Annotated in this window: 5 protein-coding genes and 2 pseudogenes; 2 read left to right on the top strand and 5 right to left on the bottom strand. The window is 68.0% G+C overall.

What is annotated here, in order from left to right:
* Positions 1–3 precede the first annotated feature (3 nt).
* Positions 4–861 (top strand): SDR family oxidoreductase, encoded by an 858-nt coding sequence (locus tag ACZ7M2_RS43235; protein WP_471599984.1) that lies wholly within the window; start codon positions 4–6, stop codon positions 859–861.
* A gap of 67 nt (positions 862–928) precedes the next feature.
* On the top strand, positions 929–3,874 hold the full coding sequence (locus ACZ7M2_RS43240) for an amino acid adenylation domain-containing protein (protein WP_471599985.1): 2,946 nt from the start codon (positions 929–931) through the stop codon (positions 3,872–3,874).
* Between the two features lie 287 nt (positions 3,875–4,161).
* Here the strand turns inward: ACZ7M2_RS43240 and ACZ7M2_RS43245 are convergent, their stop codons facing one another.
* The 5 genes and pseudogenes from ACZ7M2_RS43245 to ACZ7M2_RS43265 form a co-directional block, all read right to left on the bottom strand.
* On the bottom strand, positions 4,162–4,299 hold the full coding sequence (locus ACZ7M2_RS43245; RefSeq protein WP_471599986.1) for a hypothetical protein: 138 nt from the start codon (positions 4,297–4,299) through the stop codon (positions 4,162–4,164).
* A gap of 444 nt (positions 4,300–4,743) precedes the next feature.
* Positions 4,744–5,873: pseudogene (locus ACZ7M2_RS43250) on the bottom strand (XdhC family protein).
* Between the two features lie 173 nt (positions 5,874–6,046).
* A pseudogene (locus ACZ7M2_RS43255) lies at positions 6,047–7,451 on the bottom strand (xanthine dehydrogenase family protein molybdopterin-binding subunit); the annotation flags it as partial.
* Between the two features lie 316 nt (positions 7,452–7,767).
* Positions 7,768–8,034 (bottom strand): hypothetical protein, encoded by a 267-nt coding sequence (locus ACZ7M2_RS43260; RefSeq protein WP_471599987.1) that lies wholly within the window; start codon positions 8,032–8,034, stop codon positions 7,768–7,770.
* Positions 8,031–15,104 carry a polymorphic toxin-type HINT domain-containing protein gene (locus ACZ7M2_RS43265; protein ID WP_471599988.1) on the bottom strand — a complete coding sequence of 2,358 codons (7,074 nt, stop codon included), beginning with the start codon at positions 15,102–15,104 and terminating at the stop codon, positions 8,031–8,033. Before ACZ7M2_RS43265 ends, ACZ7M2_RS43260 begins: the two co-directional genes overlap by 4 nt.
* Positions 15,105–15,536 lie beyond the last annotated feature (432 nt).

Below are 15,536 nucleotides of genomic sequence, written 5' to 3' on the forward strand. Positions count from 1 at the left end.
TCGATGCACAGGTGCAGACACTCCCGGGAGCCAACCCTGCGCCTGTCCGGTAAGACCGCTCTCGTCACGAGCGCCGCCCGGGGGCTGGGGCGTGCCTGTGCCACCGTCTTCGCGAAGGAAGGCGCGGACCTCGCACTGCTCGACATCGCCGGGGATCTCGACCAGGTGCCCTACCCCCTCGGGTCCGCCAGCCGGCTCGCGCACACGGTGGAACTCTGCCGCGACCTCGGCGCCTCCGTCCTGGCTCAGGCGGTCGACGTACGGGACGCGAACGCGGTCGATGCCGCGGTGGACGCGGCCGTCGCACGGTTCGGCGCGATCGACATCCTGGTCAACAGCGCGCGCATCGCGGCTCCTTCCGGCACGATCGCGCACGACATCGACGAGGGCGAGTGGAACCTCATGCTCGACGTCGACCTGTCCGGGGCCTGGCGCCTGATCCGGGCCATGGGTGGCCGCATGGTCGAGCGCGGTTCGGGCAGCATCATCAACATCGCCTCCACCGCCGGACTGGTCGGCTACCGCCACTTCGCCGCCTACGTGGCCGCCAAGCACGGCCTCGTAGGCCTGACGAAGGCCGTGGCGCTGGACTACGCACCGCGCAAGGTGCGCGTGAACGCGCTCTGCCCGGGATCGGTCCGGGACGCGGACCACGTCGAAGGGCGCATGCCGTCCGAGATCGCCCGCGCCCCGGACGTCCCGGTGAACGAACACGAGGACACCTTCGTGCAGTCGCAGCCGATGAACGCGCTCGTCGAACCGGAGGACATCGCGGCGGCGGCCCTGTGGCTGGCCTCGGACGAATCGCGCCAGGTCACGGGCAGCGTCGTCACCGTCGATGATGGCTTCACCGCGCGCTGACACCCCGACACGCTCCTGCCGGGCACCGCACCCTCCCACCACGACCATGCCACCTGGAGTTCAAGCCGTGCCCCGAATCGAAACGTCCTGGCTCACCCCCGCAGCCGTGTCCGCACACTGCCACGCCGTCCACGTCCGCCTTCCGCACGGCGCGGACGCGGAGCTGATGGGCCGGACGTTGGACGAGGCGGTCGGGGCCTGGTGGGGTGAGGACGCCGGGTGCAAGCCGCCCAGGCTGTGGCACGAGCGGGTCCTTGCCGACCGGGCCGCCGGGGGCGATCGGGTGCGCGCCGAGACGACCCGTGCTCTCCACCCTCGGGACGAGGCCTTCCGCGCCGTCCTGCTCGAGTTCGCCGACGGGCAGGCCGAACTCGTTCTCGTGGCCCATCGCGACCGCCTGGACGCGGAGTCCCTGCGCCTCGTCGCCGACGTCCTGACAGGCCGCTCGCGGCACGAGGAGATGCGTCCCGTCGAGCCGGACGACCGCGGGGAGGCGCGGGAAGAGACGCTCCAGGAGTGGCGGGCGACGGAGTGCGCGGCAGGGCTGGACTGGGCGGCCGGGGAAGACGGCGCGGGCGAGCGTACGGGACATTTCACCGTAGAACTGCGCGCCGGGGCGGCCGGCTTGGGGGCCCGGCTCGCGGTGGCGGCGGCGATCGTTCTCGCCCGGTTCGAGGACCAGGACAGGACGCTTCTCGGCGTGCTGCGGAACCGGCGGGACCGGCCCGCCGGGGCGCTGGGCGCGTTCGACACCGGCACCTTGCTCGCTCTGGACCTCTCCGGCGCCGTCAACACGGCGGGCCTGCTGGCTCGCGCGGGGGAAGCACTCGCGGGACGCGACGGCCGGTGCGGAGCGGGCCAGTACGCGGATCTCGTGCTCGGCGCGGGCGGCGCGGTCGTGGTGGGCATCCTGGAAGGAATCGACGATGAGCTCTCGTACGCCGACGGCCACCTCTACACGGCGTGTCAGACCGCTCCCTTTCCGCTCACCGTCGTCCCCGGACGCACCGCCGCGGGGGCACCGCAGCTGATCGTCCACCATCGTCTCCGCGAGGTGGGCGAGGAGTCGGCGAAGCGATTCGCCCGGCATGTCGCCTTCGTCTATGAGCAGTTGAGCAATACGACAGGGCAGCTCACGCCGGGTGACCTCGGGCTGCTCGATGAGGAGGAGGCGCGCCGTACGGCCGAACTCGGCGTTCCCGCAACGCCGTTGGTCTGGACACCGGAGCGGATCGACGCGGCCTTCGCCGCCAGGGCCGCCGAACGGCCCGATGCCGTGGCGGTCACCTACGAGGGACGGACGCTGACGTACGCCGAACTGGAAGGGCGGGCCGCACGTTGTGCCGCCGCCCTGCGGGCCGGCGGGATCGGTGCCGGTGAGCGCGTGGGGATCTGCCTGGAGCGGTCACTCGAGCTCGTGGTCGCCATGCTCGCCGTACTGAAGGCGGACTGCGTCTACGTGCCCATGGACCCGGCCTACCCGACCGACCGGCTCGCGTACACCGCTGAGGACGCGGGGCTGCGGGCCGTCGTGACCACCCTCGACACCTTCCCCGGGCCTGCCGGTATGTGGTGTGTGCGCCCGGAGGAGCTGGAAGCACGGGGGGACGACCTGGGTACGGCACCGGAAGACGTGAAGCCCACGCGGGCTCCCGAGGAGGCGGCCTACGTCATCTACACCTCGGGCTCCACCGGCCGCCCCAAGGGCGTGGTCGTACCGCACCGCAACGTCGTGGCCCTCCTCGCCGCCACGCGGGACGATTTCGGCCTCGGTCCGGACGACACCTGGACCCTTTTCCACTCCTGTGCCTTCGACTTCTCCGTGTGGGAGGTGTGGGGAGCGCTGCTGACGGGAGCCAGGCTCGTCGTCGTGCCGTACTGGGTCTCCCGGTCACCCGAGGAATTCCACGCCCTGATGCTGACCGAGCGGGTCACCGTGCTCAACCAGACCCCGTCGGCCTTCGCGCAGCTGATGGACGCCGACCGCCGCAGCGGGGAGCAACTGGCCGTCCGGCTGGTCGTGTTCGGCGGTGAGGCCCTCGACGCCCGACCGCTGGTGACGTGGTTCGACCGCTACCCGGAGGCCCGCTGTCGTGTGGTGAACATGTTCGGCATCACGGAGACCACCGTCCACGTCACGGCCCAGACCGTCACACGCCGGGAGGCGCTGTCCGGATCGCGATCGGTGGGCGCGGCCCTGCCCGGCTGGCATCTGTACGTTCTCGACGAGCGGCGCCGCCCGGTTCCGTGCGGTGCTCCAGGCGAGATATACGTCGGTGGCGAGGGCCTCGCCCTGGAGTACCTGGGACGTTCCGACCTGACCCGGGAACGGTTCGTGCCGGACCCCTTCAGCGGCGGGCGCATGTACCGCAGCGGCGATCGCGGCCGACTCCTCCCGGACGGCAGGCTTGAGCACCTGGGGCGCCTCGACTCGCAGGTGAAGGTGCGGGGCTTCCGGATCGAGCTGGACGAGATCCGCACCGTCCTGCTGGAGGCCCCGAACGTCACGGCGGCAGCGGTGGTCGTCGAGGGAGGCGAGACCGGAGACGCCGCTCAGGCCCGTATCACCGCGTACGTGGTACTGCTGGGCACCGGCGGCGAAACGGAGCCGGTGCGCCAACGCGCGCTAAGCGTTCTGCCCTCGTACATGGTGCCGACGTCGGTGATCGCCGTCCCGGCCCTGCCCCTGACCGCGAACGGCAAGCTGGACACGCGCAAGCTGGCGGAACACGCCGTCGCCCCCGCGCCGCCCGTGCCCGCGGACACCACCGAATCACCGGACGGTGACCGCACCGACCTCGCGGCGTCCCTCACCTCGGTCTGGGAAACGCTGCTCGGGGTGCCCGTCGGGCCGGACGACAACTTCTTCCTGCTCGGCGGGAATTCGCTGCTCGCGGTGCGGCTGACAGCGGTCATGCGCGAACAGGGGTTGCCACCCCTGCAGCTGCGGGAGCTGTATCTCCATCCGACAGTGACACGGCTGGCGCGGGTGCTCGAGAGCAGCCGGACGTGACACCGGCGTCGCCGAGCAGCCCCAGGGAGCGACCTTCAGCGCCACCGTCCTCCGGATGCAGAAGCGAGGAGGCCGCCAGCAGATATTCGAGGCCACACCGCCCCCACGACCCCGCCCCGGCACACACCCGGAGCACCCCGCGCCGACCACCTCGCCTTCGGCCACGGCATGCACCACTGCAGCGGAGCAGCCCTCGCCCGACCGGAGACGGTGGCCCTCCTGGACGCCTTTTGCCGACGCCACCCGCAGGCCCGAGTACACGACAGCGCGTGGGGCACGAACCGGACCTACCGTTCGATGCGTCTGCCGTGCGGTTCCAGGCCGTGCCGCTCGGCGTAATCGACCGCGCGCCGCCACCCTGCGACCTCGTCGTCGTCAGGGCCGGTGAGGCAGACGCGCCCCCCGGCGACCAGACGCTCGGCCAACTCCAGTGCTTCCGCCCACCGAGGGGCACGTCAGCGACCTGAACCCGCAGGTCAGGCGTCCTTCTTCACCGGCTCCAGAATCGCCACGCACTCCACATGATGCGTCATCGAAAGGATGTCGACCTGGGCGAGTCACGGAAAAGCCCAGGTCAGAGCTAGTTCATCGGCTCGCTGTCGCGCCTGCGGGCGCCCGGAGCGTCAAACGAGCGTCATGACGTACAGCGCATCGCTCCGATCCGGGACGGAACACGCTGCCACGTCCAACTGCCCCGGCACGGCCCGTCGGCTCGGCAGGCACGCCTGTGGGCCTTCGGGCTGGCCGGCCGGCGCACCCGATGAAGCCGTGCCTTCTGCACTCCATCGAGAACGCCAGGGCCTCGGCTCTTCCAGGCTGACGGCTGCTTGCAGAGGGACGATGAGCCCTTGTCGGTTCGTGAGGCCGGCCTACCGGTAGCTCGCCAACTCCGACGGCCGGTGGATCGGGCCGGTGATCTGGGTCAGTGGCCGGCCCGTACCGTGGTTGGCCTGGGCGATGATCTCCGCGGTGATGGAGACGGCCGTCTCCTCCGGTATGGAGGCTCCAAGATCGAGGCCGATGGGGGAACGCAGCCGGGCCAACTGGTTCTCCGTGACGCCCTGCTCCCGCAGGCGGCGCATGCGCTCGTCGTGGGTGCGCCGGAAGCCCATGGCCCCGACGTAGGCGACGGGCAGCTCGAGTGCCAGGCGCAGCAGGGGGCTGTCGAACTTGGCGTCGTGCGTGAGGACACATAGGGCGGTGCGCTCGTCCACCTCAGTGCGTTCCAGGTAGCGGTGGGGCCAGTCGACCACCACTTCGTCCGCGTGCCGGAAGCGGGCGGGAGTGGTGAAGACGGGGCGGGCGTCGCAGACGGTGACGTGGTAGCCCAGGAAGCGGCTGGCCTGGCTGAGGGCCGCGGCGACGTCGACGGCACCGAAGACCAGCAGGCGCGGCGGGGACGCATGGACATGAACGAGGACGGACAGCCGTTCGGGGCATTCGTCTGCCTGCCCGCCGATGTCGATGCGGACGATGCGGCCCGCTCGCAGCAGGGCCCTGGCCCTGTCGGCCACTGCCCGCTCCGCCGGGCCGCCGTCCACGCGCCCGTAGGTGACATGGCCGCCGCCGAGCACGCTCAGCGTGGAGCCGAGGAGGCGCTCCGGGCCGTCCACGACCTGTGCCACGGCGACCGGTCGCCCTCGATCGATCTCGCAGAGGGCCGTGGACAGGTGCGCTGGGCTGCGGGATCGATGCGCTGGACGAAGACGTCGAGTTCACCGCCGCAGGTCAGGCCGACGGCGAAAGCGTCGTCGTCGGAGTAGCCGAACCAGGCCCGCCGCGGAGTGCCCAGGTCACGGAGCACCTGCCGGCACAGTTCGTAGACCGCTCCCTCGACGCAGCCGCCGGAGATGCTGCCGACGGCGTTGCCGTCCTCGTCCACCGCGACCGACGTACCGACCGGCAGGGGGGCGCTGCCATGCACGCCGACGACGGTGGCCAGGACGAAGGGACGTGCCTCGCGGCACCAGCGGTGCAGAGTGTCCGCGATGTTCAGCATGGCAGTTCTCCATGGCAGTTCTCCATGGCAGGACCAGGATCGGGAGGGGAGCGGGCCGCCACCATGACGCCGGGGAAACGTCACGCGGCGGCGGCCCTGGGAAGTCCGGCAGCCGGACCGGGCAGGCTGCCGGACGAGCGGTGCGCACTCCGCCGGGCCGAAGTGCCGGTGGGTCAGAGCAACACCCCTGCCGTGATGGGCAGTTCGCGGATGCGGCGGCCGGTGGCGTTGAAGACCGCGTTGGCGATGGCGGGCGCCACCCCGATCATCACGAGCTCTCCGAGACCCTTGACGCCGAGCGGGTCGGCCTCGCGGTCCTCGCCGTCCAGGTAGATCGCCTTGAGGTCGGGTATGTCGGCGTTGACGGGGACGAGGTAGTCGGCGAGATTGGCGTTGACGATGCGTCCGTCGCGGTGGTCCGTGCCGGTGTGCTCCAGCAGGGCTGTGCCGATGCCGCCGACCATGCCGCCGAGGGCCTGGCTGTCGGCGAGCTTGGGGCTGATGATGCGGCCCGCATCGTACACGCCGTACCCGCACCAGGCCCAGGGTCGCGTCGACGGCCGCGAAGGTCGCGTTGTAGATGTAGAAGGAGTGCGGCTCCGGGCCCGACGGCGGGGCGAAGGAACCGTCCGCTTCCAGGTGGGTGCGGTCGTTGCGGGTCAGCAGCCGCCGGTAGGTCTCACCGCGCGCGGGATCGTTCTTCAGGTGCAGTCGACCGTTGCGTACCACGACATCGTCGGTCGCCACCCCGTACAGCGGCGACTCGCGGTCCCCGACGGCCAGTTCGATCGCCTGACGGCGGACCTTGTTGCAGGCGTCGAGGGTGCCGGAGCCGACGCTGGCCATGGTCATCGCGCCACCGTGCGGTGGGGTCGGCGGGTAAAGAGAGTCCCCCAGCCGGAAGGTCACCGTGCGCACGGTCAACCCGATTGCGTCGGCGGCGACCTGAGTCTGGGAGGTGTACGTACCCGGGCCCATGTCGGTGGCGGCCGCCTCGACCAGCGCGGTGCCGTCGGCGTCCAGACGGGCCCGGGCCTGGGCGGGCATGCGCGCGGTGTCGTAGACGCCGGCGGCCATGCCCCTGCCCATCAGCCAGTCCCCCTCACGCGTCGCGCGGGGCCTGGGGTTGCGGCGATCCCAGCCCAACTCGCGCGCGCCTACCGCATAGCACTCGCGCAGCCGGCGGGTGGAGAACGGCAGCCCGGACGACTCGTCCTCGTTCGGCTCGTTGCGTCGGCGCAGCTCGATCGGGTCGACGCGGAGTCGGTGGGCGAGTTCGTCCATGGCCGACTCGATAACGAAGGAGGCCGTCTGGAAGCCGGGGCCTCGCACGTACAGCGGCGTGGGCAGATCCAACGGCACCGTCCGGTACGCCTGGCCGACGTTGGGCATGCTGTAGAGCATCTGTCCGGCCGCCAGGATGGACTCGGTGAACTTCTCGTACGACGATGTCTCCGCGTCGAGCTCGTGCACCGTGGCGGTCAGACGGCCGCGGCGGTCGCTGCCCAGGCATAGGCGGTATTCATACGAGGGCCGGTAACCGGTGCCCAGGTACATCTGCTTGCGGCTGAGCACGATCGACGAGTCATGGCAGGCGGGGCGGTGGCTACCGCTGCGGTTCGTGCCGGGGCTACCCCGGCACAGCCGGCCGATCCGAACGAACGAAGGTCGGCTGCAGGACGTCCTGCAGCCGACCTCTTGCTTTACCTGCAACGCTGACGGCAGCGCAGCCAACCAAGCACCGCCTTTGACACCTCGAAACACCAGGTTCCCGCTACCTGGCTGTTCAATCGAAAATGAACAGTCGGGCAGATCTATAGCGACTCCGACAGTTGGGCAACAGGACCACCGGAGCCAGGAACAGGCGTTATTAATGCCACTCGGCCGAACCTAGCTAATCGGCGGGCTCTACGAGTCCCATTGCCTCCGGGAACTCGATAGCCATAGCCCTTCGATCCGGAACCTCTTCGCCTTCGGCCACCTCTCGAAACAACCTGACGAGGTCATTACGGATATTGTCGGGCACATTATTGAGCAGATATCCAACCGGCTCAATAATTGTCGTTGAAACATCCGGGTCGATGTCATCGTCATCGGTCAGCTCGATTGAGATAATGAGCTCCATGACAGCCTTCGCGAGCACCCGATCGACGCCGGTCAAGGTACGATCCTCACTCTAATGTTCGTGATCATTTGCTTCCCTAGAATCCTGCGTGCCTGATTCGCCACAGCAGCGTTCGGGACCTCCCAGACTCCGGTCAATCCATTTTGCTCCAGCGCGAGCGACTGGTTTTGTGCTTGCCTGGCAGTCTTTGGGTACCCGGTCACATTGAGCTTCCGATCGATCATAACACCGTTGACTGCGTCATACCCATCGAACTTGATCTGACTAAGATTGTTTCCGCCAGCCTTGTAGTACTGGAGGGCCGGTGCCACTCCCGGCCGTGAACCGAGCGCACCTGCGTCGTACTGTCTCGCTGCTGAACTCATATTGGCGTTTTCGTTGACCCAATTGATTTCACCATCACAGTTATGAACCAGGACTGGCGCTTCACCGGCGAGCACATAGTACGTGTGGAGTTGTTGGACGGTGAGGTTATACATGTCCGCGGCGCCGGGACGAGCGATGACCGCGTCGATGCGAACGTGGTGGTCGGTGGCGGTGTTGAGGACGTGACCGGGCTTGAGTTTGCCGGCGGGGATCCAGGTATGGAGGGTGTCGTCCCAGAAGGGGTGCCGCGAGGTGGTGTGGAGCGTCGCTTCGTGACCGTCTGCGTGGCGGATCGTCACATCGACGAGGTCGTAGTCGTGGTGAACCAGGCGAGCCTTGACCACGTGGGGGCCACGGTGCTTACCAGTGGCCGGGTCGGCGCTCTCCACGCGGTCACCCGGTCTGATCTTGCTGATGGGTTTCGTCTTCCCACCCGCCATCAGAACCGGTGTCTGCGGATCGAAGCTACAGAAGGAAACGCCCTCCTCAGCAGCCTCCTGCGCCAAGCCTCCTTCGGCGAGCATTCCCGTAGCCAGATCGCCGAGGGACTGGCACAGGCTTACAGCCTCGCAAGGGTTGCTCGGGACGTCCTTGATGTCGGCCCAGTGGTGGTAATACTGGACGAATCCCTCGCAGGAGCTGGTCCAGAGAAGATCTTCACCGGTGCACCGTTCCCGGTAGTACAGTTCGACATTTCTCGCCGGGGAAAGGTCCGAACGGTACGTCCCGTACCCCACCATCATCTTGATGGTGGGCACCGGATGGCCCGAGTTGAAGTCCTTCATCAGCTTCATCGGCGGCAGAGAGCCTTCGTCTCCGGGTGCCTCGTAGCTGGTTCCGTCGTAGTCGGGCGACTGAGGGTCGTTGTGCGACTTGTAGGGCCCGTACGTGCCGTTACTGCCGGAGCAGAAGGAGTGCGGGTAGCACGATTCGAGGCCAGTCGGGTCACTGTTGGTGATGGGGTTGTCGGCAGCGTAGGTGTAGCCGCCCAGTTCCTGCGGTTTGGTGGCTTCCAATACCGGATCGAGGCTGATGAAGCGGCCGAGCGTGGGGTCGTACTTGCGGGCGCCGACGTCGGTGTAGCCGGTGGTGGTGTCCTGGGGATTGCCGAGGTAGGAGCGGGTGGGGTCAGGCCAGGTGGTGCTGTTGGCACTGGCTCGTGGCTGGCCATAGGGGGTGTACTGCTGGCGGGCGACCTGCTGGGTGGTGGTGTCCATCGAGAGGGTCGCAGTGCCGTGCGGGTCGTTGAAGAGGTACTTCACTCCACCGTTCGCAAGGCTGGAGCGGACGGCCACGGGGGTCCCGGCGCCGCCGTGGGTGTAGGTGCGGACGGCGCCGAGGAGGACGTTGGGGGTGACGCTGGTGTTGACGACGATCTGGGTGTCCCCGGCGAAGAGGGTGGTCTGGCCGGGGTCGCGGCGGATGAGCTGGTTGCCGTCGGCGTCGTACAGGTACTTGGTGGTCGTGGGGCTGGAGCCGCTGGTGTCCACCTGGGCCAGGTGGCCTTCGTCGTCCCAGGTCAGACTCTGGCCGGGGCCGGTGGTGGGGGTGCGGGTGTGCAGGTTGCCGTTTACGTCGTAGCCGAAGGCCGTGGGGTTGCTGCCGCCGGTGGTGGCGGTGAGGGTGTGGGGCTGGGCGCCGGTGGAGTTGCAGTTGGCGGTGCATCCGTTGGCGTAAGTGGTGGTGACGTTGGTGCCGGAGCTGCCGATGGCGTGGTCGACGCTCTGCTGGCGGTCGCCGATGGCGTCGTAGCTGAAGGACTGCCAGTAGGAGCCGGGCGTTGTGGTGAGGGTGCCGGCCGTGGGCGGGTTGACAGTGCAGTTGTTGCCGGTCCAGGCATCCTTGAGCCGGTCCAGGGCGTCGTAGCTGTAGCACTGCTGGTCGGTGACGGTGTTACCGGTCTCCGACTGCTGGTCGGTGATGGAGGTCGGATTGCCGGAGGCGTCGTAGGCGTATTTGGTGTCATCGACTACCGGGCCGGGCGCCTGGGTCCGTTTGATCACACGGTCGGTCAGCCGGAGGGTCTGGGCGTCGTAGTCGTAGGTGGTCGTGGCCGGGTTGGTCGAGGCGCCCTGGGTGACCACGGACAGTGCACCGAAGTCCGTGTAGACGGTCGAATCGACGTAGGTACCGGCGCTGCTGCTGGTTTTCGTCGGATTACCCAGTGCGTCGTACGCGTAGTTAATGCCCTCGCTCGTCAGCCGCTGGATAGCCGGGTCTGTCTGCATCTGGAGCAGCTGGTTGTTGGCGGTGTAGGTGTACTTCGTCGTGTAGGTCGACGGCAGCGGCGCCTCGGAGGCCGGCAGGGTGATCGTCGTGCCGGTCGGCTTGCCCAGGGCGGTGTAGCCGGTGGCGGCGACCGTGTAGCCGCCAGTGGTGCCCTGGACGTAGCGGGTCGAGGAGGTCAGGTAGCCGATGCGCTTCGTGTCGTACAGCCAGGAGGCGAACTGGAAGTTGGACTTCGACTTGTCGCTACCTGTGAGCTTGCGGCCCAGAAGGTCGTAGGTGTAGTCGAGTTCGATCTGCTTGGGGTCGTCGGTGGTGGACACGAGGTTGCCGGCGTCGTCGTAGCCGTAGCTGCTCTTGCCCGCGTCCGGGTCGTTCTGGGACGTCTTGCGGCCCAGCAGGTCGTAGTCAGATGTCCATACCGTATTGTCGGGGCCCGTGATCTGGTGCTGCTGGCCCGCAGCCGTGTAACCGTAGGTGGTGGCCGAGGCGGTGCCGCCGGTGGCGGTGAACCCGTTGGCCGCAGTACCGGACACGGTGGGCGGGGCGGTGTACTGGTCGAGTTCGGTGGTCTGCCCTCGTGCGTTGACGACCTTGGAGGAGACCACCCCGCCCTTGGGCGGCAGGACGGTGGTCTTGTCCCCGGTGTAGGCGGTGGTCGTGGACCAGGTCTTGACTCCGTTGTGTTCCTCGGTGACCAGGTCGGTCCGCCCCTGCCCGTCGTAGTCGGTGACGGTGACATCGGGGATGTTCAGCTGGGAGACGGGGACCGGGATGCTGCGGGGGCTGCCCGCGACGTTGTAGGCGTTGTTGGTGACAACGGTCCAGCCGTGCGAGTCGTACTGGGTGTCCGACACCGCGGTGCTGGAGTTCTCCGCCGTCGCCTGTACCTGCAGCGGCCGCAGCATCGCGTCGTACAGTGTCTCGTTGGTCTGATAACTGCCATTGTCAAGAAGTGTGTTGGCCACGACGATCGACGGTGCCGACTGGGACATGCTGTAGGTGTAGGTCGTGTTCGCAGGGGCGCCGTTGGCCTTGATCTCATTGGGCAGCCACACCCCGGTCATGCGGCCGAGCGCGTCGTATGTGAGTGAGGTGAGCGAGCCAGCCGCGTCCGTCTTGGCGGTGGGCAGGGCCCGGGCCGGGTCCAGGGTGTTGCCGGCGAGCTGGCAGTCCATGGATGAGGCGGTGACCGTGGAGCAGTCCACGCCGGGCGTGACCTGGGTGACAGTCGTAGTGCTGGTGGGCAGCGCGCCGCTGGCAGGGCTGTAGGAGGTGAAGGCGGTCTGGGCGAGGCTCTTGCCGTCCGGGGAGATGGAGTTGGGAGTCCGGGTTGCCTTCGTCTCGCGGCCGTAGGAGTCGTACCTGGTGGCAGCCTGATCGACAAAGGCAGTCGCGGTGGCGCCGCTGGCGGCGGATGCCTCCTGGACGAGGGTGGCGTCACCAACCTTGGGCAGGGCGGGATTCTTCTGCCCGTCACCGTCGTAGGCGAAGCCGTTGGTGTCGTAGGAGGTCCGGATATCGGAGATCAGGGTTCCGCTGGGAGTGGCACCGGCGCTCAAGCAGTCCTGGGCCGTGGTGATGGTCTCGGCCGGCAGCACCACGGTGTCCGCACTACCGGTGAGGTAGCGGGTGTAGGTGCACTTGGGGACGTTGTGGCTGTCGGTGGTCTCACCGCGGTCGTCGGCCTGCACGGGCAGGCCCGTCGTCGACGTACCGAGCGTTGTGTTGTAGAAGGTGTCGGTCTCGGTCTTGCGCCAACCGTTGGACACGGCTTGTCGGGTCAGCGACTTGGCGGTGCGGACCATCTGTGCCGTCAGGTCCGGCACACCGCTGCGGTTCCGGCTGGCTGTGGGGCCGATGATCTCGGGCACGGTGACAACTGCTTTGTCCAGGCTGCCCGTGGCGCTGGTGTAGGTGTCGGTCTCGAAGACCTGTCCGGCCAGGGTGTTGTCGTCGGCGATCGAGGTGGCGCCGTCCTGGCTGGTCAGCGCCGGCACCGAGCGGGTCTTCCCGCCGGGCAGGGTGTCGCCGTTCATGCCCAGGAAGTAGTAGGTCTTGCTCAGGGTCTTCTGGTCGTAGTCGTTGGCGCCGTTGGTCAGGTGGAACACACTGGGGTCACCGGTGGTGACGTCCACCTCGGGGTAGCCCCGGAACTGTCCCCAGGTGCGGTTCTTGGCCTTGACGAGCTCATTGTCATCGTAGTGCCAGCCGGGGTTGCCCTTGTAGGCGTAGTCCGTCTCCAGCTTGGGCTCGGTGCCGTCCTGGTAGGAGTTGTGCTTGTCTTCGGTGACGACCGCGGTGACCTTGTACTTGTAGAACCAGTCCATCCACGGCGCCGGCTGCCCGTCGGGCGTCCAGTACACGGGGAAGCAGGACAGCGTGTTGGTGGAGGCGAAGGTCTGGGCGGCCGCGTCCGTGGGGTCGTTGGGGTCACTGGCCGGGGCGCTGGAGCATTTGGGCCGGTCGTAGGTGACAGTCGTCTGCGCACCGGCCTCGCTGGTGACCGTCTGGATGCGGTCGTGGTACATCAGCGGCATCTGCGGGATCGTTCCGACCCGGTTGGGCAGTTGCAGCGGCGGGTCGAAGTTCACCGCCGGTGTGGAGGTGCTGCCCGACGCACCGCCCAGAGTATCCAGGCCGGTGCGCTGGATGGAGTCCAGCCACAGGGTGGGGGCGTGGTCGCCGCCGTCGGGGAAGGACTGGGTGAAGGTGTACTTGTCGACCTGCTGGGTCACGCCGCCCGTCTGGATCTGGGTGGTGATCGACGTCAGGCGCTTGCGCGACCAGAAGCTCGGGCCGTGATTGGTGCAGGTGGTGGAGTCCTTGGTGCAGTTGAGGTCGACCGGCACATCCGGCCAGTACGCGGCGTTCGCGGCCGTGAACTGGCTGTCCGCGCAGGTGTTGCCGGACGGCGTGCCAGCGATGCACCGTTCGGCGGAGGCGTCGAACACGACCTGCTCCGGCGCCGTACCGGAGTAGATGCTCGATGAGGTCATGCCGTAGTCGATGCGGGACAGCGTGCCGCCGCGGGTGTAGGCCACCGCGGTGTCCTTCAGGTCCGCGCCGTAATAGCCGGTCTCCGGCGCGTAGTACCAGGCCGTGGCGTTGCCGTGCAGGTCCACCGCGTAGTCCAGATTGAAGCGATAGCCCAGCGTGCAGGCGGTGGCGGCGAAGTCCGTGCTGTCCGGGCAGTCGGACACGCCGCTGTGCGCGTGGTACACCGGCACGGTCCACACGGACTTCGTCTCATCCTTGCCGCTGGACCAGCCCGGCAGGCGGTTGAGGCCGAAGAAGTACTGCACCCCGCCCTCGGTGACCTTGAAGTACTCCCCGTTCTTGGTGCCGTTCGTGCCGTTGCTCAGGTCCTCGACCTTGGTGGTGGCGCTGTCGTCAGCGGGGCGGAAGGTCTTGGTCGAGTCGTCGTAGACAATGTCGGTGGACCTGCCGTTCAGCGACAGGGTCAGGATCTGCCCCGCCCAGCACTGGTCGCCATCGTTCTTCGGCGCCCCTGACGACGAGTCGTCTCTACAGGACTTGTAAGTGCGCTCGACGTAATTCTCCGTGGAGGACCAGCCGTCACCCAGCCACGAGGACTGGTTGTTGGTCCCCTCGGTGCGCGCGTCCTGGCTGGCGGAGCTGTAGGAGAGATCAACGTTCGGCACCGCTCCGCCGAGCGCCGGCGGCACCGAGATCGGATAGCTGTAGGTGAACGCGCCGGTGTTCCCTGAAGTCGACCAGGAGCCGCCCGGCGACAAGCTGGTCGCCGAATAGTCACCGGCCGAACCCGACGTGCCCGAGGCCGCGGCCATGACCACCATCGCGCCGGACGCGGTCGTAGCCGACCGGGCAGAGCCGGCAGCACCCGACGCCGCCACACTCGGGCCCGGAATAACGACCTGCGCGGACAGCGGTGTTCCGGGAGCGGTGCGCACCGCGGTCTGCACCTGACAGCGTGCCAGCTTCGGCGTGGTCAGCGCGCAGGCGGGCAGTTGAACCAGGTGCAGGCGCGAGGCGAAGTCACCGCCGAAGGCGTAGCGGAACGACGAGTCGTCCACCCGCAGCGCGACCTTCCCGCTCCCCGGGCTGGTGCGCTGCAGCGTGAACAGCACGCCGTGGACACCGGCCGTGCGCGCGGCTTTCTGGGCCTGCATCGTCACCCGCACTCGCTGCGACCCGGTGACGGCGGCTGACCGGGGCTGCGGACCCGCGGCAGAACCGAGCAGGACGGGCAGGCTTCCGGCCCGTACCTGAGTCGCTTTGGCGCTCAGGCTCGCGGAGGCAGCCGCGTTGGGCAAGGTCACCACGGCGCTGCCCGGCGCGGGGAGCTTCGTGTGGCCGCTGGGGTTGAAGTGCTTGAACCGCTTGGGAGATGAACTCCGTTTGGGCCAGGGCCGGGCCAAGGGAACCCGTTTGTTGTGCGGAGCGGCGGGAGCCGACACGTGGGGCTTGGCCGGAGAGGCCGCCGTGGCCACGCCGGCGGGCAGCAGGCCCACCACCAAGGCACCGGCCATCACCACTGCCGTGCGACGAACCCTCCGGGCAGCCCAGGCCGCCCGACCGCGTCTCCACCCCGAAATCCGCGCCATGCTGTGCGTCCCCTCCCAGCCCCGAACCGCCCAAGTTCCGCTCAACTTCGGCGATTTGAGTGCACGTCAAAACGGAGGCACACATCGGTCAAGCCCCCCGCGGACGATCACGCTACGGCCTGAGGTCGATCCAATACGCAAAGTATCTCCACAGGAAGAACAAAAGAATCACCCAAAGTGGAACGCAAGTTGATACCAATGCGTCAAAAACGAGCTACAGATGGGCACTTGGCAATCCATTGACGATGGACCCCGCACACACCAGCCACACAGAATGCACAGCGGCGCGGGGCCCACGGGGGGAACCGCATGAACCTGCGAAGGACCCCAACCTCGATGTCCGCTTCTCGCAAAACC

The sequence above is a fragment of the Streptomyces sp. NPDC111507 genome, assembly GCF_055638955.1.

Coding starts and splice junctions, on each gene's coding strand:
- ACZ7M2_RS43265 (WP_471599988.1), bottom strand. CDS start 15,104: ATGGCCGGTGCCTTGGTGGTGGGCCTGCTGCCCGCCGGCGTGGCCACG.
- ACZ7M2_RS43235 (WP_471599984.1), top strand. CDS start 4: ATGCACAGGTGCAGACACTCCCGGGAGCCAACCCTGCGCCTGTCCGGT.